This is a genomic window from Leifsonia sp. Leaf264, assembly GCF_001422325.1.
Taxonomy (GTDB): Bacteria; Actinomycetota; Actinomycetes; order Actinomycetales; family Microbacteriaceae; genus Orlajensenia.
Map to the genome: position 1 here is coordinate 426,782 of NZ_LMMR01000004.1, position 24,799 is coordinate 451,580.

General features: G+C 68.0%; 21 protein-coding genes and 1 tRNA gene. 17 read left to right on the forward strand and 5 right to left on the reverse strand.

What is annotated here, in order from left to right:
• The first annotated feature begins 43 nt into the window (after positions 1–43).
• Positions 44–1,720, forward strand: coding sequence for a ribonuclease J (locus ASF30_RS07400; protein ID WP_055904020.1), 1,677 nt, complete (start codon positions 44–46; stop codon positions 1,718–1,720).
• Between the two features lie 257 nt (positions 1,721–1,977).
• Entirely contained in the window at positions 1,978–2,469 is a 492-nt protein-coding gene (locus tag ASF30_RS07405; RefSeq protein WP_055904023.1) for a GNAT family N-acetyltransferase, read from the forward strand.
• Positions 2,470–2,495: 26 nt separating this feature from the next.
• Here ASF30_RS07405 and ASF30_RS07410 read toward each other — a convergent pair whose 3' ends face one another.
• The 3 genes from ASF30_RS07410 to ASF30_RS07420 are packed head-to-tail and all read right to left on the reverse strand — an operon-like array spanning position 2,496 to position 5,689.
• Positions 2,496–3,113 (reverse strand): response regulator transcription factor, encoded by a 618-nt coding sequence (locus ASF30_RS07410; RefSeq protein WP_055904026.1) that lies wholly within the window; start codon positions 3,111–3,113, stop codon positions 2,496–2,498.
• Entirely contained in the window at positions 3,110–4,933 is a 1,824-nt protein-coding gene (locus ASF30_RS07415) for a sensor histidine kinase (RefSeq protein WP_055904029.1), read from the reverse strand. The genes ASF30_RS07410 and ASF30_RS07415 overlap by 4 nt, the downstream gene beginning before the upstream one ends.
• Positions 4,934–4,954: 21 nt before the next feature.
• A complete protein-coding gene (locus ASF30_RS07420) occupies positions 4,955–5,689 on the reverse strand; it encodes a hypothetical protein (RefSeq protein WP_055904032.1) in 735 nt (244 codons plus the stop codon).
• Positions 5,690–5,850: 161 nt separating this feature from the next.
• Between ASF30_RS07420 and ASF30_RS07425 the strand changes: the two genes are divergently transcribed.
• From ASF30_RS07425 to dapF, 12 genes are all read left to right on the forward strand, one after another.
• On the forward strand, positions 5,851–8,808 hold the full coding sequence (locus ASF30_RS07425; protein WP_055904035.1) for an FtsK/SpoIIIE family DNA translocase: 2,958 nt from the start codon (positions 5,851–5,853) through the stop codon (positions 8,806–8,808).
• A gap of 1 nt (position 8,809) precedes the next feature.
• The gene (gene pgsA, locus ASF30_RS07430) at positions 8,810–9,445 is read left to right on the forward strand and encodes a CDP-diacylglycerol--glycerol-3-phosphate 3-phosphatidyltransferase (protein WP_055904038.1); all 636 of its coding nucleotides are present in this window, start codon (positions 8,810–8,812) and stop codon (positions 9,443–9,445) included.
• Positions 9,438–9,953: a CinA family protein gene (locus tag ASF30_RS07435; RefSeq protein ID WP_055904041.1), complete on the forward strand. Its 516-nt coding sequence runs from the start codon at positions 9,438–9,440 to the stop codon at positions 9,951–9,953. Before pgsA ends, ASF30_RS07435 begins: the two co-directional genes overlap by 8 nt.
• 143 nt (positions 9,954–10,096) lie before the next feature.
• Positions 10,097–10,405 carry a helix-turn-helix domain-containing protein gene (locus ASF30_RS07440; protein ID WP_055817878.1) on the forward strand — a complete coding sequence of 103 codons (309 nt, stop codon included), beginning with the start codon at positions 10,097–10,099 and terminating at the stop codon, positions 10,403–10,405.
• Positions 10,406–10,490: 85 nt separating this feature from the next.
• Positions 10,491–10,715, forward strand: coding sequence for a DUF3046 domain-containing protein (locus tag ASF30_RS07445; RefSeq protein WP_055904803.1), 225 nt, complete (start codon positions 10,491–10,493; stop codon positions 10,713–10,715).
• 262 nt (positions 10,716–10,977) lie between these two features.
• Positions 10,978–12,069 (forward strand): recombinase RecA, encoded by a 1,092-nt coding sequence (recA, locus tag ASF30_RS07450; protein WP_055904806.1) that lies wholly within the window; start codon positions 10,978–10,980, stop codon positions 12,067–12,069.
• A 40-nt stretch (positions 12,070–12,109) separates the two neighbouring features.
• On the forward strand, positions 12,110–12,739 hold the full coding sequence (locus ASF30_RS07455) for a regulatory protein RecX (protein ID WP_055904044.1): 630 nt from the start codon (positions 12,110–12,112) through the stop codon (positions 12,737–12,739).
• A 16-nt stretch (positions 12,740–12,755) separates the two neighbouring features.
• Positions 12,756–14,357 (forward strand): tRNA (N6-isopentenyl adenosine(37)-C2)-methylthiotransferase MiaB, encoded by a 1,602-nt coding sequence (gene miaB / locus ASF30_RS07460; RefSeq protein WP_055904047.1) that lies wholly within the window; start codon positions 12,756–12,758, stop codon positions 14,355–14,357.
• Positions 14,341–15,288 (forward strand): tRNA (adenosine(37)-N6)-dimethylallyltransferase MiaA, encoded by a 948-nt coding sequence (miaA, locus tag ASF30_RS07465; protein WP_082467572.1) that lies wholly within the window; start codon positions 14,341–14,343, stop codon positions 15,286–15,288. Before miaB ends, miaA begins: the two co-directional genes overlap by 17 nt.
• Positions 15,289–15,567: 279 nt before the next feature.
• Entirely contained in the window at positions 15,568–17,937 is a 2,370-nt protein-coding gene (locus ASF30_RS07470; RefSeq protein WP_055904049.1) for a glycosyltransferase family 2 protein, read from the forward strand.
• On the forward strand, positions 17,937–19,550 hold the full coding sequence (locus ASF30_RS07475) for a chitinase (RefSeq protein ID WP_055904052.1): 1,614 nt from the start codon (positions 17,937–17,939) through the stop codon (positions 19,548–19,550). Before ASF30_RS07470 ends, ASF30_RS07475 begins: the two co-directional genes overlap by 1 nt.
• A 166-nt stretch (positions 19,551–19,716) precedes the next feature.
• Positions 19,717–20,598, forward strand: a complete 882-nt coding sequence (gene dapF, locus ASF30_RS07480; RefSeq protein WP_055904055.1) for a diaminopimelate epimerase — start codon at positions 19,717–19,719, stop codon at positions 20,596–20,598.
• 64 nt (positions 20,599–20,662) lie between these two features.
• On the opposite strand, the gene ASF30_RS07485 is transcribed toward dapF, so the two are convergent.
• Together ASF30_RS07485 and ASF30_RS07490 are read right to left on the reverse strand one after the other, a co-directional pair.
• Complete coding sequence (locus ASF30_RS07485; RefSeq protein ID WP_055904057.1) at positions 20,663–22,075, reverse strand: DUF2252 domain-containing protein; 1,413 nt, start codon at positions 22,073–22,075, stop codon at positions 20,663–20,665.
• A 50-nt stretch (positions 22,076–22,125) separates the two neighbouring features.
• Positions 22,126–22,815, reverse strand: a complete 690-nt coding sequence (locus ASF30_RS07490) for a GNAT family N-acetyltransferase (protein ID WP_082467574.1) — start codon at positions 22,813–22,815, stop codon at positions 22,126–22,128.
• 145 nt (positions 22,816–22,960) lie between these two features.
• Between ASF30_RS07490 and ASF30_RS07495 the strand changes: the two genes are divergently transcribed.
• The 3 genes from ASF30_RS07495 (at position 22,961) to ASF30_RS07505 (ending at position 24,671) form a co-directional block, all read left to right on the forward strand.
• A tRNA-Pro gene (locus ASF30_RS07495) sits at positions 22,961–23,034 on the forward strand.
• 182 nt (positions 23,035–23,216) lie between these two features.
• The gene (locus ASF30_RS07500; RefSeq protein ID WP_235480297.1) at positions 23,217–23,453 is read left to right on the forward strand and encodes a helix-turn-helix transcriptional regulator; all 237 of its coding nucleotides are present in this window, start codon (positions 23,217–23,219) and stop codon (positions 23,451–23,453) included.
• A gap of 30 nt (positions 23,454–23,483) precedes the next feature.
• Positions 23,484–24,671, forward strand: coding sequence for a tyrosine-type recombinase/integrase (locus ASF30_RS07505; protein ID WP_055904063.1), 1,188 nt, complete (start codon positions 23,484–23,486; stop codon positions 24,669–24,671).
• Positions 24,672–24,799: the final 128 nt, after the last annotated feature.

The window sequence follows — 24,799 nt, forward strand, 5'->3', positions numbered from 1 at the left end:
CTGGAACGAATCCAGCACGTGAAGAAGTAAACAAGGAGGGCATATGCCCGGAGAAGTATTCGAACCAGCCCCGCTCGAGCCGGGAACCCTGAGGATCATCCCGATCGGAGGCCTCGGCGAGATCGGTCGCAACATGACCATGTTCGAGATCGACGGCAAGATCCTCATCGTCGACTGCGGTGTGCTCTTCCCCGAGGAGCACCAGCCGGGCGTCGACCTGATCCTGCCCGACTTCAGCCCGATCCGCGACCGTCTCGACGACATCGTGGGCGTCGTGCTCACGCACGGCCACGAGGACCACATCGGCGCCGTCCCCTACCTGCTGAAGCTGCGCGCGGACATCCCCCTCATCGGATCCGGCCTCACGCTCGCCCTCATCGAGGCGAAGCTGAAGGAGCACCGCATCAAGCCGTTCGTCCTCACCGTCAAGGAAGGCGACATGGAGGCGATGGGGCCGTTCGACCTCGAGTTCGTCGCCGTGAACCACTCGATTCCGGATGCCCTGGCCGTCGTCATCCACTCGGCTGCCGGAACAGTCATGGCCACAGGCGACTTCAAGATGGACCAGCTGCCGCTGGACGGCCGCCTCACCGACCTGCGCGAGTTCGCCCGCCTCGGCAAGAGCGGCGTCGACCTGTTCCTCGTCGACTCCACCAACGCCGACGTACCCGGATTCACCACCCCCGAGCGCGCGATCGGCCCGGTGCTCGACCAGGTCATCTCCAAGGCGACCGGCAAGGTCATCGTCGCGAGCTTCTCCAGCCACGTGCACCGCGTGCAGCAGGTGCTTGACGCGGCTCACGCCAACGGCCGCCGCGTCGCGCTGCTCGGCCGATCGATGGTGCGCAACATGACCATCGCCGCCGACCTCGGCTACCTCAAGGTGCCCGAGAACGTGCTGGTCGACTACAAGAAGGCCGGCAACGTTCCCGAGGACAAGATCGTCTACATGTCGACCGGATCTCAGGGCGAGCCGATGGCCGTGCTCAGCCGCATGGTCAACCGCGATCACGCCGTCGAGGTGGGGGAGGGCGACACCGTCATCCTCGCCTCCAGCCTCATCCCCGGCAACGAGAACGCCGTCTACCGCATCATCGACGGCCTCACGAAGCTCGGCGCCAACGTCGTGCACAAGGGCAACGCGAAGGTGCACGTCTCCGGCCACGCTGCCGCCGGTGAGCTGCTCTACGTCTACAACATCCTGCAGCCCAAGAACGTGCTCCCGGTGCATGGCGAGTGGCGGCACCTCTGGGCGAACGCCGCGCTCGCCCAGCAGACCGGCATCCCCGAGGCGAACACCTTCCTCGGCGAGGACGGCACAGTCTTCGACATGAAGGCCGGCGAGGTGAAGGTGGTCGGCCAGCTCGACCTCGGCTTCGTCTACGTCGACGGCTCGACCGTGGGTGAGATCACGGATGCCGACCTCAAGGATCGCCGCATCCTGAGCGAGGAGGGCTTCATCTCGGTCATCGTCGTGGTGGATGCCGCGACCGGCAAGGTGATCACCGGGCCCGAGATCCACGCCCGCGGATTCGCCGAGGACGAGACCGTCTTCGACTCGGTCAAGCCGAAGATCGTGGCGGCCCTCGTCGAGGCCTCGCAGCAGGGCGTGCGCGACCAGCGCGCGCTGCAGCAGGTCGTGCGCCGCGTCGTCGGACGCTGGGTGAACGTGTCGTTCCGCCGCCGTCCGATGATCGTGCCGTTGGTCATCGAGGCGTAGGCTCCGGCGCCGTCCACCATGTGAAGGCATCGGCAGAGGGCGACCCGCGGAATCCCGCGGCTCGTCCTCTGTTTGCCTTCACACGGAGGCGCGATCTCCTTCACACGGCGGCAGCCGGCCGCGGCAGCGCGTCCGCACCAGCAAGTCCGCAGCCGGCAGCACCCAGCAGGTCGGCGGCCGGCAGCACCAGCGCGCCCGCGCCGGTCCGCGGCCACATTCGTAATCCGCTCGTAACGCGCGCGCCCTACGATCTGAGGATGACGGCATTCGGCCTCCGCGCAGCGGTCGGAAGCGATTCGCGCTTCCTGACCGACATGGTCGTCGAGGCTGCGAACTGGAACCCGAGCGCCAGCAGGCAGCGCGTGAGCGTTCTGGCCGACCCCGACTACACCCGCTACGTCACCGGCTGGCAGCGTCCCAGCGACGCCGGAGTCGTCGCCGTGGACTCCGACGGCGTGCCGGTCGGAGCCTGCTGGTTCCGGCTGTTCCCCACGAACGCGCCTGGGCACGGCTTCGTCGCCGTCGGGGTGCCGGAACTCATCCTCGGGGTCAGTCCCATCTGGCGTGCGCAGGGTGCCGGGCGCGCGCTGCTCCGCGAAGTCGTGTCGATCGCCCGCACGGCCGGCCACGCGCGCCTGACGTTGAGCGTCGAGCGTGGCAATCACGCCGCCGACCTCTATCGCAGCGAGGGCTTCGTCACGGTCGCCACCCCCGTCAGTCGCGACACCATGGTCAAGAACCTGCGCTGAGCTCCGGCATCCGCTGGACTGCCGCGTCAGCGACCAGGTCGTCCTCGCACCAGCGCGACGGCATCGCTGCGGTTCTCCGCACCCAACTTGAGCAGCACGATCGAGACGTAGTTGGCGACGGTCTTGGCCGAGAGTCCGAGCCGTTCGGCGATGACGGGGTTCGACAGGCCTTTGCCGAGAAGTTCGGCGATCGCCTTCTCGCGACGAGTCAGCATGGCGAGGTGGAGAGACTCAGGTGCCGGCATGCTCCCGGGAATCCGGATGCCGGGCCCGAACATGCTCGCCCCCATCTCGGCCGCCTGCACCGCAGCGATGATCTGTTCGGGGGTGGAATCCTTCGCGAGATATCCGAGGGCGCCGGCGTCGAGGGCTGCACGCACGGAGTTCTCGTCGTCGTACAGGGAGATCACGATCACTCGAACGTCCGGATGCCGGGCAGTGATCCGCTCCGTGGCCTCGATCCCGCCGATGTCGGGCAGTCCCAGGTCCATGAGCACGAGATCGGGGCGGGTGCGATCGACGACGAGGATGGCTTCATTGCCGCTCGCTGCCTCGCCCACGATCTCCACGCCGGATGCCGAGAGCAGGGCGGAGAGTCCCCGGCGGAAGACCGGGTGGTCATCGACGACGACGACGCGGGTCACCGAGCACCTCCAGACGCGAACGGGAGGACGACGTGAACCCGGCTCCCACCAGACTCGCTCGGCCCGAAGGCGGCGGTCCCGCCCAACTCCGTGGCCCTGGTGCGAATCGACTCGAGTCCCAGACCGCTGCGCACGCGGGTGGGGAGCCCGATGCCGTCGTCGGTGACCGTGACGTGGAGTTCGTCCCCGTCGAGCGTCAGCGTGACTGTGCAGGCCCGGGCTCGCGCGTGCCTCCGCACGTTCGTCACGGCCTCCTGCACTATGCGCAGGGCCGCGAGATCGACGGCGGCCGGCACCACCAGCCTGTCGTCGGGGGCGTCGATCCGGATGCTGAGGGAATCGGCCTCCTGGCCGTGGATGCGGTGCCGGATGGCCTCCACCAGACCGCGGTCATCGAGGATCGGTGGACGGAGGTCGTGACTGATCTCGCGAGTCTGGATGACGGCTGCCTGAATGTCGTGTTGCAGGTGCGCGGCGAGCTGGGCGACGTCGGGGGAGGCGTGGACGCTCAGCCTCGCGATCGCCGCGGCTCCGAGTCCGAGCCCCGAGAGTGCGGGGCCGAGGTCGTCATGCAGGTCACGGCGAAGCGCGCGACGCTCCTCCTCCCGCGCCAGCAGGAGTCTGGCGTGAGCGTCCGCGAGATCGGCGAGTGCGCGGGCACCGTGCAGGGCCGGGGCCGCGTGAAGAGCCAGCTCGCGCATCACCCGATGATCGCGGGCCGTCAGGTCGGACTCCGACGATCGCGCCGGCACGCCGATGGTCGCGAGCAGTTCACCCTGATAGACGATCTCGAAGGATGCCGCGATCTCCGAGGCGTCGCCGACCTCGGCACGCAGGGGCGGCGGGCCGTCAAGCCTCACTCCGTCCACTCGCAGGGCGATCATGACCGTCTCCAGAACCGTGACCGGGAGGAGACGTGCATCGCCCTGGGCGCCGATGGCGCGACTGAGGAGTGAGACTGCCGCAGAGGGGGAAGACCTGCCCCTGTAGACGACGAGTTCCGAGCACCACGCAGACAGCTGCGCGACGGGGATGGCCAGAGTCGCGACCACGATCGCCGCGGTGATCCACGTCGTCTCCGCGGGGAATCCCATGGCGGCGGTCGCGATGGACGTGAACCAGAACCCCGTGCCCAGGACGACGACGGCGAGAGTGAGGAAGAGCACGACCCTGAGCAGTTCGTCAGCGTGGACCCACCCCGGGCGGATGATGCCGATCGCCAGACCTGACACCAACGGCAGGATGGCGAAGTTCGCGAGTGCCACGGACGCCGATCCCGTGGACGCCACCGAACCGGAGGCGATGGTGAGGACGGCGTAGGCCTCGACAGTGACGAGGACACCGAGCACCACCCAGCGCGCACTCTCCCTCTCCGCAGTCGACGATCGACGTACGTAGCGATAGACCTGAGCGGAGACCATGGCGATCTCACCGATCGCGAAGATCTGCCACCACCAGAGCTCTGAGAGTCGGCCCGCGCTGATGAGCCACGCGGCAGTGACGCCCAGGGCCGCCACGACAGGTACGGTCGTCCACCGCGGAACGAAGCGGCCGTCGGGATAGGTGGCGAGGATGAGGGGAGCCAGGCCGAACCAGGCGGCCCCGTAGATGAGCTGGAGCGCAGGATCGCTCGCTGCGAAGGCGCCGACGCCGGTGCCGGAGACGATGACGACAACCGGAACGGCGCTGACCCAGATCCGACCCGTCGCTCGGCGGCGCACGAGGGTGACGACGATGCCGGCCGCGAGCGCGAGACCCACGACGGCCACCGCCACCTGGCTGACGACGAGCAGGTCTTCACCCTCCATGATGAGGATCATCCCACCGCGGATCCCGACGTCCTAGCGCCGCGCGGTCCGCGCCTTCGTGAGGAACGCGATGCCCAGGACGAGCAGGAACGGGATCAGCAGGAGGACGCCCAGCGGCGGCACGGTCGGCAACGCAGCGCTCAGGACGGCGCAGAGCATCAGTGCGCTGACGATGACGAGCGGCCACCCGATGAGGGCGCCGCGCTTGCCGAGCACGATGAAACCGATCAGCCAGCCGCCGAAGGCGATGACCGCGAGCATGAGGCCTGCCGTCACCATGATGTTCACTCCTTGGATGACAGCTCGCTGCATGACCTGGTCTGCTCCGGTCTCCGCGAGTGCAGCCCCGACGGAGCTGCGCAGGGCGGCTCCCACTGCTGCGGCGAAGAACCATCCGGCGCCCGAGATGATGCCGAGGCTGGTGGTCACTCGCGGCCAGATGGCGCCCAGGCTCGCCCGTTCGGCGAGAAGACGGCCGACGGCCACAGCCAGGACGATGATCGCGGCACCGATCGCCGTGAAGAGCGCGACCTCCACCGGGCCCGTCCACGCTTTCGCCTGCATCGACGCCACGTCGTCGAAGATCGCACGCGGATCGGTCGACTCCGTCGGAGGGAAGAAGGTGAACACGATGATCGGCTGCACGATGTAGACGAGGGCTCCGATGATCGCCGCCCAGCCGCCGACGAGGTAGAAGCGGCGGTCGGTGAAGGCTGTGACGCCGGGCAGGGGTGCGAGCGTCGACGTCGCACTGGTGGTCGGGGACATGGTCTCTCCTTCGATCGAGGGCGGGCGGATGCCGGCACCCCCTCTGTCTAGGCAGAGGAGATCCCGGGATGGCAGTGAGAAGTGATCCCGGTTCCACCCGATCGCGAGACACCCGACCCGACCTCCGCGGGAATGACCGGGGCCGGAAGTACCGTGGAACCATGGCTACGAGCACCAAGGCGACAGGTCGCGCTCGCGCGACCCCTTCGTCGCGCGGAGGCGCGGCGAAGCCACCGGCCAAGACCCCGGCGAAAGCCCCGGCCAAGGCTGCGCCGCGCGGGAACACCAGGTCCAGCGCGCAGACACTGAAGTTCAGCGAGGTCGAGGAGAAGCCCTCGATCGTCGTACGAGGGTGGATGGGCCTGGCCCACGTCGCCGGGGGAGCGGCCCGCGCCCTCGGACCCGAGCAACTCGCCAAGGAGGAGCGCCGCGACGGCCTCCCCTTCTTCATCGTGCTCCTCGCCATCGCCGGCGCCGTGACCGAGTGGTTCCTCATCAACGAGCCCGTCGCGCAGACCCTCGACGCCTGGACATTCGGCGGCCTCGTCGGCCGCGTCGCGTTCGCCCTCCCGATCATCATGCTGGTGTTCGCCGTCTGGCTGTTCCGGCATCCGTCGTCAGTGCATGACAACTCCCGCATCGGTATCGGCCTCGGCATCCTCCTGGTGTCGATCGCCGGACTCTGCCATGTCTTCGGCGGCCAGCCGGTCCCGAGCGACGGCATGGAGGTGCTCGCCCGTGCCGGCGGCATCCTGGGCTGGATGATCACCTGGCCGATGATGCTCGTCGGGCCGTGGCTCGCGACAGTCGTGATGATCGTGCTGATCGCCCTGTCGCTGCTCATCATCACCAAGACACCGCCCAACCGCATTCCGCAGCGGATGCGGGAGCTCTACGCCTGGCTGTTCGGCGCGCACCTGCCCGACGAGGAGGCGCGCGACGAGGCTCGTCTCGCCGCGAAGACCGCCAAGAAGGAGCGCTCGCAGGCCGTCGAACTCGATGGCATCGACAGCCTGGGCCTCGACGGAGACGGCGACGGTGACGGTGAGTCTTCGACCCCCGACAACCTGCCGTGGTGGCGACGCAACACCAGCGGACGCGAAGAGGATCCGGCCTTCGAGGCCGCCGGTGTCGACGGGCTCACGGATGTCTTCGGCGGCGCCCCGGAGGGGGGCTTCGACAGCGCGCTCGAGGGCGTCGGTCCGACCACTGCCGACGGCCGCGGCGGCGTCGACGGCGACCACTACGGCACCGAGGTCATGGCCGACCTGCAGGCCGCTGAAGATGCCGTCAAGCGCTTCACCGGCGAGGTCGGGGGAGCGACGAGCCTCCTCGCCGATGGTGCCGGCATTCCGGATGCCGCCCCCGGCGTGCTCCCCGGATTCGCTGCCGCCGGTGCCGCATTCGACCAGGCAGGCGTCGCGCCCGTCGCCGACCAGCCCACCGCTCCGTACCACCTGCCCGCGGCCTCCACTCTCGCCGCCGGGGCACCGGCCAAGACCCGCTCGGCGGCCAACGACGAGGTCGTGCGCGCCATCACCGACGTGCTCCAGCAGTTCTCCGTCGACGCCCGCGTCACGGGCTTCTCGCGCGGCCCGACCGTCACCCAGTACGAGGTCGAACTCGGCCCCGGCGTGAAGGTCGAGCGTGTCACGGCCCTCTCGAAGAACCTCTCCTACGCCGTCGCATCGAACGAGGTGCGCATCCTCTCGCCCATCCCCGGCAAGAGTGCGATCGGCATCGAGATCCCGAACAGCGACAGGGAGATCGTCACCCTCGGCGACGTGCTGCGCTCGGGCGCAGCCGCCAAGAGCACCCATCCGATGACCATCGGCGTCGGCAAGGACGTCGGCGGCGGATTCGTGCTCGCCAACCTCGCCAAGATGCCCCACCTCCTCGTCGCCGGATCGACGGGTTCCGGCAAGTCGAGCTTCGTGAACTCCATGATCACGAGCCTGCTCATGCGTGCCACGCCGGCCGACGTGCGCATGGTGCTCATCGACCCGAAGCGCGTCGAGCTCGCACCGTACGCCGGCGTCCCGCACCTGATCACGCCCATCATCACGAACCCGAAGAAGGCCGCCGAGGCTCTCTCCTGGGTCGTGAAGGAGATGGACATGCGCTACGACGACCTCGCGTCGTTCGGCTTCAGGCACATCGACGACTTCAACAAGGCCGTCATCAACGAGGAGATCATCCTTCCGGCAGGCAGCGAGCGTCAGCTCAAGCCCTACCCCTACCTCCTCGTGGTCGTCGACGAGCTCGCCGACCTCATGATGGTCGCCCCCCGCGACGTCGAGGACTCGATCGTGCGCATCACGCAGCTGGCACGAGCATCCGGAATTCACCTCGTGCTCGCCACGCAGCGTCCGAGCGTCGACGTCGTCACCGGCCTCATCAAGGCGAACGTGCCGTCCCGTCTGGCCTTCGCCGTCACCAGCGTCACCGACTCCCGCGTCATCCTCGACCAGCCGGGCGCCGACAAGCTCATCGGCCAGGGCGACGCGCTGTTCCTCCCGATGGGGGCGTCGAAGGCGCTCCGCGTGCAGGGCGCGTGGGTGAGCGAGAGCGAGATCGAGCGCGTCGTCAAGCACGTCACGCGCCAGGCACGCCCGGAGTACAGGCCGGATGTCGCGGTCTCGGCCGAGCGCAAGGCCATCGACTCCGACATCGGCGACGACCTCGAGCTGCTGCTCGCCGCAGCCGAGCTCGTGGTGTCGACCCAGTTCGGCTCCACCTCCATGCTCCAGCGCAAGCTGCGCGTCGGTTTCGCCAAGGCCGGCCGCCTCATGGACCTGCTCGAGTCGCGCGAGATCGTCGGCCCCTCCGAGGGATCGAAGGCCCGCGACGTGCTGGTCACGGCGGAACAGCTGCCCGGCGTGCTGGCTCGCCTGCGCGGCGAGGATGATGGATCGGCTCCAGGGCCGAGTGCGGCATCCGCTGCCCCGTCAGCTCCCCAGCAGACGACGGTGCAGCAAGGTGCTCAGCAGGGTGCTCAGCCCACCGGAGCTCCTGTCGACCCCTACGGTGACGACCCGGTCGCTCGCATGACCGAGGGCTATCCTGAGGAGGAGGGCGATTCCGACGAGGACGCCTGGAACCTGACCGGCAGGGACTGACATGGCTTCGCTCGACGCCGAGGTGCCTCGCGCCTCCAATTGGAACGTGCCCAACCTGATCACTGTCGTGCGCATCCTGCTCGCACCGCTGTTCTTCTGGATGCTGTTGGCCGACAACGGGGCCGACGGGGCGCTGCGCTGGTGGGCCGCCATCGTCTTCATCGTGGCCATTGCCACTGACGGCGTCGACGGTGCCATAGCCCGCAGGCAGGGGCTCGTCACCGACCTCGGCAAGATCCTCGATCCGATCGCCGACAAGCTGCTCACCGGCGGCGCCCTCGTCTGCCTGTCGATCCTCGGTGAGCTGTGGTGGTGGGTGACCATCATCATCCTCGTGCGCGAGATCGGCATCACCGTCTGGCGCATGGTCGAACTGTCGCGTCGCAACGTCGTGCCTGCGTCCCGCGGCGGCAAGCGCAAGACCATCGCGCAGTCGATCGCCATCTCGCTCGCCCTCGTGCCGCTCTGGACCGTGTTCGGCGACTGGATCTTCTGGGTCAACTGGATCGCGATGGGCGTGGCCTTCGTGCTCACGGTGTGGTCCGGCATCGAGTACCTGGTGTCGGCGTGGAAGCTCAAGCGAGCGTTGCCGGCAACCGGCACCACTCCGGGAACACCCTCGGGAACGGATGCCTGAGGCCGCCGTCCGCGACTCAACGGCCGCGCTCGTGGCCGAACTGGCGCGGCGCGGACTCACCATCGCCGTCGCGGAGTCGCTCACGGGCGGCTTGTTGGCCGCCGAGCTGATCCGTATCCCGGGCGCATCCGTCGTCGTCAACGGCGGTGTCGTCGCCTATGCAACGGAGGTCAAGCGCAGCGTCTTGGGCGTCGACGCAGCCCTCCTCGGCGAGTTCGGGCCGGTGCATCCGCAGGTCGCAGAGCAGATGGCGGCCGGAGCCCGACGGGTGCTCGCCGTGGACGGACGCGACGCCGAGGTCGGCATCGGTACGACCGGCGTCGCCGGTCCCGACCCCGACCCGCAGACCGGCAAGCCGGTCGGCACCGTCTTCATCGGCATCTCCATCGGCGAGCGGATGTCGGTGGTCCAGCTCGCCCTGGACGGCGACCGGGCGTCCATCCGCGCCGCCGTCGTGACGGCTGCGATCGACTCCACCCTCGGCCTGCTGCGCGATGGTGCGGAATAGTCTGCGTTAACTCGCCGTTACATCGGGCGTATTCACAAGAAAACGCCGGAACAGCGCAGTACGCTGGATTAACGGAGTACCTGTCGTACTCTGTATCAACTCACCCGCACCGGGGTGGACTGGCAGCACAGAAGGGGGTTCCAATGATTCTGGTTCGTCAGGAAATCGGCGATGTTCTCAGGGACTTCCGTCTGCAGAAGGGCCGCACGCTCCGTCAGGTTGCGAGCAAGGCCAGCGTCGCTCTCGGCTACCTCAGCGAGGTCGAACGCGGACAGAAGGAAGCATCCAGCGAGATCCTCGCGTCGGTCGCCGATGCGCTCGACACTCCGATCTCAGTCATCATGCGCGAGGTGGGCGACCGCCTCGCCGTACTCGAGGGGATCAACCCGATCCCCGACACAGTGCCCGAGGACCTCGTCGTCGACTTCGATGCCGAGCTGCTTGTACGCTGAGTCCCAGCAACGTCTCGAACGCCAGCCGGTCATCGACCGGCTGGCGTTTCTCTTCCCTGTTCGCCTCGTCCCACCTGGAGTGTTCGTGAAGTCCAGCGAGTTCCGTCTCGCCGTTCAGGAGGAGTTCGGTGACGCCTACGGGCGCTCCCTGCTCCGCGATCTCGTGCTGCCCGACCTCGGCAACGTCACCGGCGACGAGGCCCTGGCCGCCGGCACCCGGCCGCGCGACGTCTGGTTCGCCCTCTGCGCCGCCATGGACGTGCCCGAGAACCGCCGGTACGGGGCAGGGCTGCGCGAGCCGCGTCGCTAGGACGCTCACGACACGCCGTCCCATCTGGTCGAACGGATGTTCGGATCTTGCTAGGCTCCTCAACAGCAGCGAATCGAAGACGGCCAGTCCACTGTCGCCGCGGCCATCCGAGCAATGTCGGAGGCTCGGCGTAGCGTCCTTTCCATCAGCGATGAACTGCTGACTGCCTTGTCAGTCGCGTGCCCGGTTCATGAGCGCCCGCTCTTGCCTCACGCGACACGACAGCCTAGAGGCGACGGAACACCGACAGAAGGAGACCATGATGCCCTCAGCTGCAGACCGCGAGAAGTCGCTCGAGACTGCTCTCGCCCAGATCGACCGCCAGTTCGGCAAGGGGTCGGTCATGCGCCTCGGAAGCGATGAGCGCGCACCAGTCGCCGTCATCCCGACGGGTTCGATCGCGCTCGACGTCGCGCTCGGCATCGGAGGACTCCCGCGCGGTCGCATCGTGGAGATCTACGGTCCGGAGTCGTCGGGTAAGACCACGCTCACCCTGCACGCCATCGCCAACGCCCAGCGCGCCGGCGGCATCGCGGCCTTCATCGACGCCGAGCACGCCCTCGACCCCGAGTACGCCAAGAAGCTCGGCGTCGACATCGACGCCCTCCTCGTCTCGCAGCCCGACACCGGTGAGCAGGCCCTCGAGATCGCCGACATGCTGGTGCGTTCGGGATCCATCGACCTCATCGTCATCGACTCCGTGGCGGCGCTCGTGCCCCGCGCCGAGATCGAGGGCGAGATGGGCGACTCGCACGTCGGCCTCCAGGCCCGCCTCATGTCGCAGGCGCTCCGCAAGCTCACGGGTGGCCTGAGCCAGACCAACACCACGATGATCTTCATCAACCAGTTGCGCGAGAAGATCGGCGTGTTCTTCGGCAGCCCCGAGACCACTGCTGGTGGCAAGGCGCTGAAGTTCTACGCCTCGGTGCGGCTCGACATCCGTCGCATCGAGACCCTGAAAGATGGAACCGAGGCCGTCGGAAACCGCACGCGCGTCAAGGTCGTCAAGAACAAGATGGCGCCCCCGTTCAAGCAGGCCGAGTTCGACATCCTGTACGGGGTCGGAATCTCGCGCGAGGGCTCCTTGATCGACTTCGGTGTCGACCATGGCATCGTGAAGAAGTCGGGGGCCTGGTACACCTACGACGGCGACCAGCTCGGACAGGGCAAGGAGAACTCGCGCAACTTCCTGCTGAAGAACCCCGACATCGCCCTCGAGATCGAGACCAAGATCCTCGGCAAGCTGGGCGTCGGCATCGCCGGTGCCGCTGCGAAGGCAGCGAGCGACGCGGCCCTGGCCAGCGAGGTTCCGGCGAACGTCGAGTCCATCACGGCCAAGCGCAAGGGCGCCTAGCGCCGCAGCCGCACATCCATCCGAGACCGGGGAGAGACACATGCCGTCGAACAGCAGCACGAGCAACAGCACGGGTAGCGGCGACGAGCATCTCGCCCCGGTCTCGTATCTTCCCTGGGCGGGGTCCGAGTCAGACGCCGATGCCGCAGCTGACGAGCTCGTCGTGCAGCGCCGCGTCCCCGGGGCGGACCCGGCGCGCGACCTGCTCGAGGCCGAGAACGTCCTCACGCGCAGACTCCGCGGCCGGTCACTCTCGGTGGCCGAGGCACGGGCGGTGCTCGTGGAGCTCGAGCTCGACGGGGGAGCCGCCGAAGAACTCATCGAGCGCTTCGAACGGGTCGGATACCTCGATGACACCCGCCTGGCCGAGCAGATCGTGCACACGCACCATGAACGCAAGGGCCTCGGTCGCTCAGCAGTGGAGGCCGAGATGCGCCGACGCAAGCTTGATCAGCACGCGATGAGCGCCGTGCTCGACGAGCTCTCGGTCGATGAGAGCGGTCCTGCAACCGAGCTCGCGGCCGGTCGACTCAGCCGCATGAGCTCACTCGACGACGAGACGGCCGAGCGTCGCCTGCTCTCCTTCCTGATGCGCAAGGGCTACTCGTCGAGCGTCTCGCGCGAGGCCGTGAAGACGGCCTTCTCCGCGATCGGACGACGCGCCCGCTGAACGTACACTGGTCTGCATGAGCAGTACCGTCGTCAGCAGCGAACCGACTTTCATCGCGCCTTCAGTCGCGGCGTTCGACGACGACGGACGGGCACGCACCTTCGAGGTGCGCACCTTCGGATGCCAGATGAACGTGCACGACTCCGAGCGTCTGAGCGGTTCTCTCGAAGCCGCCGGCTACGTCCGAGCGGTCGATGTCGAGCCCGACATCGTGGTCATCAACACCTGCGCCGTGCGCGAGAACGCCGACAACAAGCTCTACGGCAATCTCGGCCACCTGGCCTCGGTGAAGAAGCGGCACGACGGCATGCAGATCGCCGTCGGCGGCTGCCTCGCCCAGAAGGACAAGACCACCATCCTCGAGAAGGCGCCGTGGGTCGACGTGGTGTTCGGCACGCACAACATGGGGGCCCTCCCGCGGCTGCTCGAGCGCGCGCGGCACAACGACGAGGCCCAGCTCGAGATCCTCGACTCCCTCGAGACCTTCCCCTCCACGCTGCCGACCAAGCGCGACTCCAGCTACAGCGGATGGGTGTCCATCTCCGTCGGCTGCAACAACACCTGCACCTTCTGCATCGTGCCGTCGTTGCGCGGCAAGGAGAAGGATCGCCGTCCGGGAGACGTTCTCGGTGAGATCCAGGCCCTCGTCGACGACGGCGCCATCGAGGTCACCCTGCTCGGCCAGAACGTGAACTCGTACGGGGTCGAGTTCGGCGACAGGCTCGCGTTCGGCAAACTGCTGCGCGCTGCCGGCGCCATCGACGGTCTCGAGCGCATCCGTTTCACCAGCCCGCATCCGGCAGCCTTCACCGACGACGTCATCGAGGCGATGGCCGAGACCGACGCCGTCATGCCGCAGCTGCACATGCCCCTGCAGTCGGGCTCCGACCGCATCCTCAAGGCCATGCGGCGTTCTTACAGGTCCGAGAAGTTCCTCGGCATCCTCGACCGCGTGCGAGCCGCGATGCCCGATGCCGCCATCAGCACCGACATCATCGTCGGCTTCCCCGGCGAGACCGAGGAGGACTTCCTCGAGACCATGCGCGTCGTCGAAGCGGCCAGGTTCGCCTCGGCATTCACCTTCCAGTACTCGATCCGTGCCGGCACGCCTGCCGCGACGATGCCGGACCAAGTGCCCAAGGCCGTCGTGCAGGAGCGCTACGAGCGACTCGTCGCCCTGCAGGAGCGCATCTCCTGGGAGGAGAACCAGAAGGTGATCGGCCGCGAGGTGCACGTGCTCGTCGCCAACGGCGAGGGGCGGAAGGATGCCGCGACGCACCGCCTGAGCGGTCGCGCCGAAGACAGCAGACTCGTGCACTTCGAGGTGCCCGAAGGCTCGGACCTTCCCCGACCCGGCGACGTCGTCTCGGTCGTCGTGACGCAAGCCGCCCCGTTCCACCTCATCGCCGACGCAGCGCCGGGCCAGCCGCTCCGCATCCGTCGCACCCGGGCCGGCGACGCGTGGGATCTCGCGCAGGCCGAGTCGTGCGCTGTCCCCGCCACTGGCGCCGGCGGCGACGGTACCCCCGGCATCGTCGCGCTCGGCCTCCCGACGCTGCGCCCGCGCACCGACCTCGGCCTCACTGCCGCGCACGCCCCGGGTGAGCACGCCCACTGACGCGGCGGCGCTGCCGCTGGTCGCCGTCGTCGGCGCCACGGGCACCGGAAAGTCGGCGCTCGCCCTCGACATCGCCGAGCAGCTGATCGCCGACGGGCACGACGTCGAGATCGTCAACGCCGACGCTTCCCAGCTGTACCGCGGCATGGACATCGGCACGGCCAAGCTGGCGCCGGGCGAGCGTCGCGGCATCCGTCACCATCTCTTCGACGTTCTCGAGGTCACCGAGGAGGCGAGCGTCGCCCGATACCAGGCGGAGGCGCGTGCCGTCATCACGGGTATCCGCGAGCGTGGTGCGGTGCCGATCCTGGTCGGCGGTTCCGGTCTCTACGTCTCCTCCGTGGTCTACGACTTCCGCTTTCCAGGAACGGATGCCGCTCTCCGTGCCGAACTCGAGGCCGAGCTCATCGAGCGCGGCCCCGGTCTTCTCTACCAGCGGCTGAAAGAGCTCGATGCCAACGCCGCCGCACGCATCGGGTCGCAGAACGGGCGCCGCCTGGTGCGCGCACTCGAGATCATCGCGATCACGGGGGAACCGCACGCGGCCTCGCTTCCCGATGAACCCGTCGAATGGCAGCCGCTCGCCATGGTGGGACTGGCCGTGGATCGCGCTGAACTCGTCCCCAGGCTCGACGCCCGCGTCGAGCAGATGTGGGCTGACGGCATGCTCGCCGAGGTCGAGGCGCTGATCCCCGCCGGCATCGAGCGCGGGGTCACGGCCAGCCGTGCGATCGGCTACGCCCAGGCACTCGCTCAGTTGCGTGGGGAGATCGGCGAGTCCGAGGCGATCGACCTCACTCAGGCGCTCACTCGCCGTTACGCGCGCCGTCAGGTGAGCTGGTTCAAGCGGTACCCGAACACGACCTGGATCGAGACGACGGATGCCGCCAGGGTGGCCACGGCGATGCACGCTCTTTCCGCTCGGCACTGAGAACGTCGGGGAACCGACGGACCAGAGCTCCGCGCGGCACGCCACCGCCGACACACCGTTGCGGCCGGGGTACACGCCGAATTCACGGGTTCGGCTTGAGATCCCTGTGAATCCAGCGTTCTGATCTGGGTCATGTGCCTCACTCTGGGGGTGCCTGTCCACACTTCTGAGGACAAATTCTCAGCTTGTTAATCATTACGCCGCATAGATTCAGACCTGAGCCGCTCTCGCCCGCCGAGGCTGACGGGCATGCTCGTCCTCCCCGAACGAGAGCCTCCGATGTCCTCCGTGAAATCACTTCCGCACGCCCGAAAGCGCCAGTGGGGCGCCGAGAAGCGCACCCAGCCGCTTCCGACAGTGCACCCGCGCCCGTCGAGCCGCACCATCACCTGGAGCCGGGTCGCCATCGTGCTGACAGTGCTGTTCTGGGCCGTCTACGTGGTGACCACGATCATCCGCCAGTTCATCGACGGCGGCCAGCAGGACTTCAGGTTCACCATGGAGGCCATCGGCTACCTCGTGGTCGTCACTTTCCTCACCTTCTCCGCCCTCATGTACCTCGTCGCCCGAGAGGGTGCCCTGCAGCGCTTCAGCAAGCACGTGCGCGTGCCCCGTGCCGAGCTCGACCGTCATTTCACCGAGAACCGCTCGTCGATCACGGTGCTCGTGCCCTCCTACGCCGAGGAGCCGCACGTCGTGCGTGCCACGCTGCTCTCGGCGGCGCTGCAGGAGTACCCGTCGATCAAGGTCGTGCTGCTGCTCGACGATCCGCCCTTCCCGAAGCACCCGAGCGTCCTGTCGCGCCTCGAGGAGACCCGCGCCCTCGCCGACGACATCACGGCGATGCTCGCCGAGCCGCGGGAACGCTTCGCGGCGGCGCTGGCATGCTTCGAGGCCGTGACTGCCACGGGCGCGATCTCCGATGACCTGGCCGTCGCCCACGCCCATGCTCTGGCCGAACACTACGCGTTCGCTGCGCAGTGGCTGACGGATGCAGGCCAGAACGAGACCCTCGATGACCACGTCGACCTCTTCTTCGTCGAGCAGGTTCTGGGCGGGCTCGCCGACGAGCTGCTGCTGACCGGCCGGGCCATCGCCACGGCTGTGGAGGAGGGGGCTGCGCTCTCCGCGGACCGCCTCGGCCAGCTCTACCGTCGTCTTGCCTGGACCTTCGACGCCGAGCTCGACGTGTTCGAGCGCAAGAAATTCGCCTCCACCTCGCACGAAGCGAACAAGGCGATGAATCTCAATGCCTACATCGGGCTCATGGGCGGGCGCTACAACCTCGCCGAGACCCCGAAGGGACCCGCGCTGCTCCCTGTCGCCGACGGAGAGCCGTGCGACGTGAGCATCGCCGACAGCGACTTCCTGCTCACCCTCGACGCCGACTCGATCCTGCTGCGCGACTACTGCCTGCGCCTGGTCTACTTCCTGCAGCAGCCCGACAACGGCCGAGTCGCCGTGACGCAGACCCCCTACTCCTCGTTCCGTGGGGCCGCGACCCGCATCGAACGTCTCGCGGCGGCCACCACCGACATCCAGCACGTCCTGCACCAGGGCATGAGCCACTTCGGCGCCACCTTCTGGGTGGGCGCGAACGCCGTCATCCGCAAGGTCGCCATCGAGGACATCGTGGAGACCGAGTTCGTGGGCGGGTTCGAAGTCAAGCGCTACATCCAGGACCGCACCGTCATCGAGGACACCGAGTCGAGCGTCGACCTCGGCACCCACGGCTGGAGCCTGGTGAACTATCCCGAGCGCCTCAGCTATTCGGCCACACCGCCGGACTTCGGTTCCCTGGTGGTGCAGCGTCGTCGCTGGGCGAACGGCGGTCTGCTCATCCTTCCGAAGCTCTGGCGCCAGGTGCGTGCGCGTAAGCGTCGTGGTGAGCAGGTCTCGATCCTCGAACTCATGCTGCGCGTGAACTACATGGCGTCGATCGCCTGGGCGAGCTTCGGACTGGTCTTCCTGCTGGCGTACCCCTACGACGGCCGACTCCTCAGCCCTGTGGTGCTGCTCGCCGCCCTGCCGTACTTTCTCGCGATGGCGAGCGACCTGCATTACGCGGGCTACCGCCGTACCGACGTGCTGCGCATCTACGGCTTCAACCTCATCATGCTGCCGGTGAACCTCGCCGGAGTTCTCAAGTCGATGCAGCAGGCGCTCACCGGCAAGAAGATCCCCTTCGTGCGCACGCCGAAGGTGAAGAACCGCACGGCGGCCCCGCTCCTCTACGTCGTGACCCCGTTCCTTATCGTCGCGTTCTCGCTGCTCACCCTCTGGCGTGACGTCAACGCGGGCAACTGGGGCAACGCCGCCTTCGCCGGCATCAACGCCGTGCTGGCGAGCTGGGCGATCGTCGCTTACATCGGAATCGGCAACGCCCTGGTCGACACCTGGCTCGGCCTCATCAAGCCGCTCTACGTCACGCGTACGGAGCCCGTCGCCGAGAAGACGACGGCGACGGATGCCGCCGCGCTCGACTGGCGCTCCGTGCTCTACCACGGCCACGCCGACGAGGCCGTGCCGATGCTCGAGGCAGCGGCCGCGCCGCATCGTGCCGCGGCATCCGCTCGCCCGGCGTCCCCATCCTTCGGCGCCCGCGAGAGCGACGGCACCGGAGCCCATGAAGAGAAGAAGGCAGCCTGATGGCGAAGAAGAACCGAGCCGGCGCATCCGTCGACGCGGAAGCCGTTGTCGAGCTCTCCGACCGCAGGCTCTCGCCGCTGCGAGTCTCGATCGCGATCGTCGTGCTGCTCGCCGTGGTCGCCGCCGGCTTCTTCGGTGCGCGCACCTGGGCGTCGACGCAGGCCGACCCGTCGCAGGCGCAGCCGTGGTTCGCCGGCTACGTCGACGTCACCGCCACGCCCACCTATGAGTTCGAGACCCAGGGATCGACGGACACCCCCGACGCCGTGCTCTCGTTCATCGTCTCGTCGACGACGGATGCCTGCACGCCCAGTTGGGGCTCGGCCTACACGCTCGAGCAGGCCGGCGACACCCTCGACCTCGACCGTCGCATCGCCCGGCTGCAGCAGGGCGGCGGCAGCATCGCCGTGTCGTTCGGCGGCCTCCTGAACGACGAGCTCGCCGTGAACTGCACCGATGAGACCAAGCTCGAGGCGGCGTACGCCAGCGTTCTCGACCGCTACAAGGTCGGCACGATCGACCTCGACCTCGAGGGTGCCGGTCTCACCGACACCGCCGCAGTCGAACGACGTGCCTCGGCCATCGCCACGCTGCAGGAGCAGCGACGAGCCGCCGGCGACCCCATGGCCGTCTGGCTCACCCTGCCCGTCGCCCCGACTGGACTCACCGAGGACGGAACCGACGCGGTGTCCGCAATGCTGAAAGCAGGCGTCGACCTGGCCGGCGTCAACGCGATGACGATGGACTACGGCTCGAGCCGTTCCGTCGGCGACAGCATGGCCGAGGCTTCCGAGCAGGCTCTCACAGCCACCCAGCGCCAGCTCGGCGTGCTCTACAGCCGGGCCGGAATCAACCTGGGCGACGCCACACTCTGGTCGAAGATCGGCGCGACGCCCATGATCGGGCAGAACGACGTCGTCGACGAGGTGTTCTCGTTGAAGGACGCCAAGCTCCTCAACGCCTGGGTTGCCGACAAGGGTCTCGGTCGCATGTCGATGTGGTCGGCCAACCGCGACAAGACCTGCGGCTCGAACTACACGACGACGTCCATCGTGTCGGATGCCTGCAGCGGTGTCGATCAGGGCGACCTGTTCTTCGCCGACCTGCTCTCGGGCGGATTCGACGGATCACTCGCGGCTGGCGAGAGCGCCGCCGCGACCACCAGCGAGCCCACCCAGGCCGCGGAGATCGCCGACGACCCGGCCACCTCGCCGTACCCGATCTGGTCGTCCGACGCCTCCTACCTCAAGGGCACGAAGGTGGTCTGGCACCGCAACGTCTACACGGCCAAGTGGTGGACCAAGGCTGAGGTGCCCGACAACCCCGTGCTGAACGACTGGGAGTCGCCGTGGCAGCTCGTCGGCCCGGTGCTGGAGGGTGAGACGCCGATTCCCCAGGCCTCACTGCCGGCGGGCACGTTCCCCGAGTGGACCGGCGACGCCACCTATCAGAAGGGCGACCGCATCCTCTTCAGCGGTGTTCCGTATGAGGCGAAGTGGTGGACTCAGGCCGACAGCCCCGAGGCCTCGGCCTCGGATCCCGACTCGTCACCGTGGGAGCCGCTCACGCAGGCAGACATCACGGCGATAGCGTCTGGCACGCCAGCCGGCTGAGGGCCGCCCACCCGCTCGCGCGCTCCCGGAACACCCGCTCGCCGAGGGCCGAGCGGAGCGACCGCCCGAAGCGCCTCGTGTCGCGCGCCACGGTTCGCTTCGACCGCGGGCGTCGCCCGGGACTCAGCGAACGGGCGGCATCCGTCAGCGCCCATAGACTTTCCCCATGGCGATCGATCTGCACTTCACCAAGGGACACGGCACCGGGAACGACTTCGTGCTGTTCGCCGATCCCGATGGTGAACTCGAGCTCACCCCCGAGCAGATCAGCGCGATCTGCGACCGACACTTCGGTGTCGGCGCCGACGGCATCATCCGCGCCGTGCGGTCCAGGAGCCTGGCCGACGGCGCAGCCGCCCTCGCCGAGGACCCTGACGCCGAGTGGTTCATGGACTACTGGAACTCCGACGGCACGGTGTCGGAGATGTGCGGGAACGGCATCCGCGTCTATGCGCGATTCCTCATCGAACAGGGTCTGCTCGAGTTCGCCGAAGGCGATTCCGTCGCCATCGGCACGCGCGGGGGAGTGCGCGACCTGCAACGCTCCGGCACCGGTTTCCAGGTCGACCTCGGCCGCTGGAGACTCGACGGCACCGAACCGCTCGTGCGGGCCCGCGAACTCCCCGTCGCACGCCCGGGCCTCGGCATCAACGTGGGCAACCCGCATGTCGTCGTCGCCCTGGCCGACGAGGTCGAACTCGCCGGCATCGACCTGACCGTCATCCCGATCCTCGACCCCGAAGCGCCCGAGGGCGCGAACGTGGAGTTCGTGTTGCCGCACGATCCACTGGTGCACGATGGCGTCGGCCGCATCCGGATGCGGGTGCACGAGCGCGGCTCCGGTGAGACTCTGTCGTGCGGAACCGGCGCCGTGGCGGCCGCCCTCGCCGTGCGGCACTGGGCTGGAGCCGGTGCCCCCAACGAGTGGCGTGTCGACGTGCCCGGCGGGCGCGTGGGAGTGCGGATGTTCCCCACCGAGGACGGCGAGCACGTCGCCCTCTCCGGACCGGCCGAGCTGGTCTTCGACGGGGTGCTCGGCCTGGGCTGAGCACGGACCTCGGGCACCGAAGCCTCAGTGGACCCTCAGGCTCCGTTCCCCAGAAGTCCGGCTCTCAGGCGCCGAACTCCGAGCTGACGAAGCGCCCCGTCTCGACGGCGTCGCGCAGCAGCACGAAGTCGGCGTAGGACCTGTCGGCATACTCGTGCGCCCACGCGACGACAGCTTCGTCGAAGACATCGGAGGTCCCCATATAGCCCGAGACGCTCCCTGCGGCGGGGCTCTGCGCGTGGGCGCGGGCGAGCAGGGACGCGCAGGCGTTCACGTAGTCGGAGAACTGCTGCGGGTTGAGCGTGCCGATGTCGAAGGAGACGTTGCGGTCACGGAACTGGCGCACGTAGAAGCTGCGGCCGAGATCGCCCTGAAGGTAGCCGAGGAAGGGGTCGGAGACGGCCTGCAGGATGCGCTGGTTGGCGATCACGCGATAGCCGTGGTTCGACTCGACGAGTTCGACGTCCACCCCCGGCGCTGGATCGATCGGTGCGCCGCCGAACTCGTGTACGACGGAGCGGGAGGCCTCCTTGAACTGCAGCACGAGCGGCTCCCCGAGCGGTCCCGTGAGCACGGCGATGTAGCACCGCGTGCCGACGCTTCCGACTCCGACCACCCGACGGACGGCATCCGTCACCGCGTACTGCGAGAGCAGGAGCGCAACATCGGGGGCGACGGATTCCCGGTAGCGGCGGAAGATCTCGGTGAGCTGCGCCTCGATCTCGGGCTCGATGTGCATGAGGGTCGGGCGATCCTCGACGATCTGGAGCGAGCCGTCGTCGCTTCGGGTCATGATCTTCTTGACCACGTTCTCGGAGGTGCGGTTCTCGGCGGCCTTGATGGCCTTGTTGATGAGCCGTTGCGTGGACGGCCCGAAGCGGCTGGTGTCCTTGCGGACCTCGGCGTGCAGGTAGTACCGGTCGATGGCGCCCAGCTCGAGCGTCGACCGCAGCGTCGAGCGGTAGGCGCCGGCTGCGGTGAGCGCGGCGCGTCGGATGTCGGAAGCGCTGAAGCCGTTGTCGCGAGCGGCGATGACCACGCTGGTGACCAGCCGCTTCACGTCCCACTCCCATGGGCCGGATGCCGCCTCATCGAAGTCGTTCAGATCGAACACGAGGGCACGCTGGGGCGAGGCGTAGATACCGAAGTTCGCGATATGGGCGTCCCCGCAGAGTGCCACGTCGAAGCCCGTCGCCGCGTCGGCCGCGAGGTCGGCGGCCTGGATGGCGGCGGTGCCGCGGTAGAACGCGAACGGGCTCTGCAGCATCCGGTGCACGCGCAGGGGGACGAGGTCGGGGAGTCGGGGGTGGTGCTGCTGCTCGAGGATGCCGAGGGGATCGCGACCGGGATTCTCGGCGAGCACGGCCTGGGCCGAGCGGGGGAGGTCTGCCCGGCGAGCCTTTCCGATCTCGTAGAGCTCATCGTGGCGGGTGACTTGGTCGTGGTCGTACCGCAGGCGTCCCTTTGTGGTGCTCATCGCATCCGTCCCTTTCGCAGGTTCAGCAACAGTAGCGCTCGAGATTCGCGTCAGGGCGTCGGCGCGACGCGCAAGGTGACGACTGCTCGGCTGGGGGATGGGCGGTCCGTGATCTCGAAGCCGGCGCCGAGGAACTGCGAGAGCGTGCCGTGGTAGAGCTCGGCCGCCGACGTCTTGCGCTCGGCGGTGTCGACGGGATAGCCCTCGATGACCCGGGCGCCAAGGCGGCTGGCCTGGTCGATGGCGCCCTGCAGCAGTGCTCCGCCGATGCCCTTGCGGCGAAAGCCCACCCGCACGACGAAGCAGGTGACGGCCCACACGGACTGGTCATCCGGATCCTCGGGGCTGCCCTTCACGACCTCGGCGGTGCGCAGCCGCTCGTAGGCCGTGCGCGGCTCGACGGCGCACCAGCCGACGGGCTCGGCGGCTGAGGCGTCGGCGCCTGCGGCTGCGTCGTCGTTCTCGACGTTCTCGTCGTTCTCGACGTTCTCGTCGTTCTCGTCGTCGGGTTCTAGGTAGGCGATGACGCCAGGCGGATATGACTGTCCGCCCTGCGCCGTCTGCACCTGTTGCTCGAGAGCGCTCCGGCATTCGGGGGCGGTGATCGTCTTCCACGCCGAGTTCGGCAGCTTGAAGAACTGGCACCAGCACGTCGACGGATCGCCGCGTGTGCCGAACACGCGCTCCACGTCGGCCCAAGGGGCATCCGTCACAGGAACAATGCGCACCGTCGCTGCCATGGCTTCACCTTATGACGGAGTGCAGGAGCGCTGCGGATGCCGCTCCAATCGCACCTGCGCCCATCCGTCGTGTGGCCCGCACGGTGTCTTGAGCACCCCGTTCGGCACGCTATGATTGACAGGTTGCCTCGGCCAGCCGAGGCATCGGGCTGTGGCGCAGCTTGGTAGCGCACTTGACTGGGGGTCAAGGGGTCGCAGGTTCAAATCCTGTCAGCCCGACCGCAAAGTCCCGGAAACTCAAGGGTTTCCGGGACTTTTTAGGTTGTACGCGATGATCCACTCATCAAAAACTCATCACTTTGGGCCCTGTGAGCCCACCATCTCGGACCGGCTCCGCGGCAGTAAGCCGTTGGATCTGGTTGATTCCGATCGTCGGGACGTGCCGGGCGCACCTCCTCGGTATGGACACACACGAGAACCCGCTGATCCTCTCGTCGATGCTCCCCATCGACGCATGGGGGCTCGAACCTCTGCTGGATGTTTCCGAGCTGGCCGGCTACCTCGGCGTGCCGGTCTCGACCGTCTACGACTGGCGCACCCACGGCAAGGGACCGACGGCGTACAGGTTCGGCAAACACCTGAAATTCGCCGTCTCCGACGTGCGGGCGTGGGTCGCCGAACAGCGCGAACAGGCGTGAGCCGACGCGCCACCCGGGCGGTGAACTGACATGGCACGGCCACGGCAGACGATCGGCACCTTCGGGGAGATCACGACGCACAAGACCGCGTCCGGCCGGATCGAGGCGCGCGCCCGTTTCCGCGACTGGGACGGAGTCGCCCGTCAGGTGTCTGCGACCGCCGAGACCGAAGCAGGCGCGACACGGGCGTTGAAGAAGAAGCTCGCCGAGCGCAGCCTCTACCAGCCGGCATCCGGCCACCTCACCCCCGACAGCCCGTTCGGGGATCTGGTCGACTACTGGCTGGACGACATCAAGCTGGAGGACCGCATCTCGAGAACGACTCAGCTGCTCTACGAACGCAACATGCGCACCCTGGTGCTGCCGGTGTTCGGGCACCTCACGCTGCGCGAGATCGGAGTGGCTCGCTGCGATCACTTCATCAAGGCACTGGCCAGACAGTCCTACAACCGAGCCAAGCAGGCCCGAGTCGTGATGCGCCTCGCCCTCGCGCTCGCCGTGCGGCACGAGATCATTCCGCAGAACCCGATGGTGAGCGTGTCGACGCTTCGCCGGCCGCCCAGTACCCCGAACGCCCTGACGAGCCTCGAGGTGAACGCCATCCGAGCCGTGATCGGCCGGTGGGAGGCCGGCGAGGGTCATATCTCCGGACCGAAACCAGACGGCCAGCTCGGCGCGATCGTCGAGGTCATGCTCGGAACCTCGGCGCGGATCGGCGAGGTCCTCGCCATCCGCCGCCGCGACGTCGACCTGACGAGCGCACTGCCGACGATCGGCATCGCCGGAACGATCATCAGTCGCCAAGGCGAAGCGACCTTCCGGCAGGACCATCCCAAGACCGCCAGGTCACGACGAATCGTGACGCTCCCATCCTTCACCGCGGAGGCGGTCCGCCGCCGGTTGGCGATGGCCGGCGATCTCGAGCCTGATTCGTTGCTGTTGCAAACGCGGAATGGGAGTCCGTTCAGCACAGCGAATGTGAGCCGCAGCCTCCGGCAGGTGCTCGAACGCGCTGGCATCACCGGCGTCTCGCCGCACATGTTCCGCCGAACGGTCGCGACGGCGATCCATGACAACGCCAGCCTGCAGCTCGCCGCCGAGCTGCTGGGGCACACGGATTCGAGGATCACGGCGCAGCACTACATCCGACGGAACGAGCTCGTCAATCCGGCGACCGCGGAGCTGCTCGACCGGGCGTTCGCGAGGCCGGACAATTAAGCAGACTCGCTGAGCTGGCAGGGTGTCGCGGCCGACGCGGCACCGTGCGATCAGGACTTTTGTTGGTTTCCGCGGAATCGATGCAAGCCTGCCTGGTGGCGGGGCTCGCCCTGCGCGTCGAACTGAAG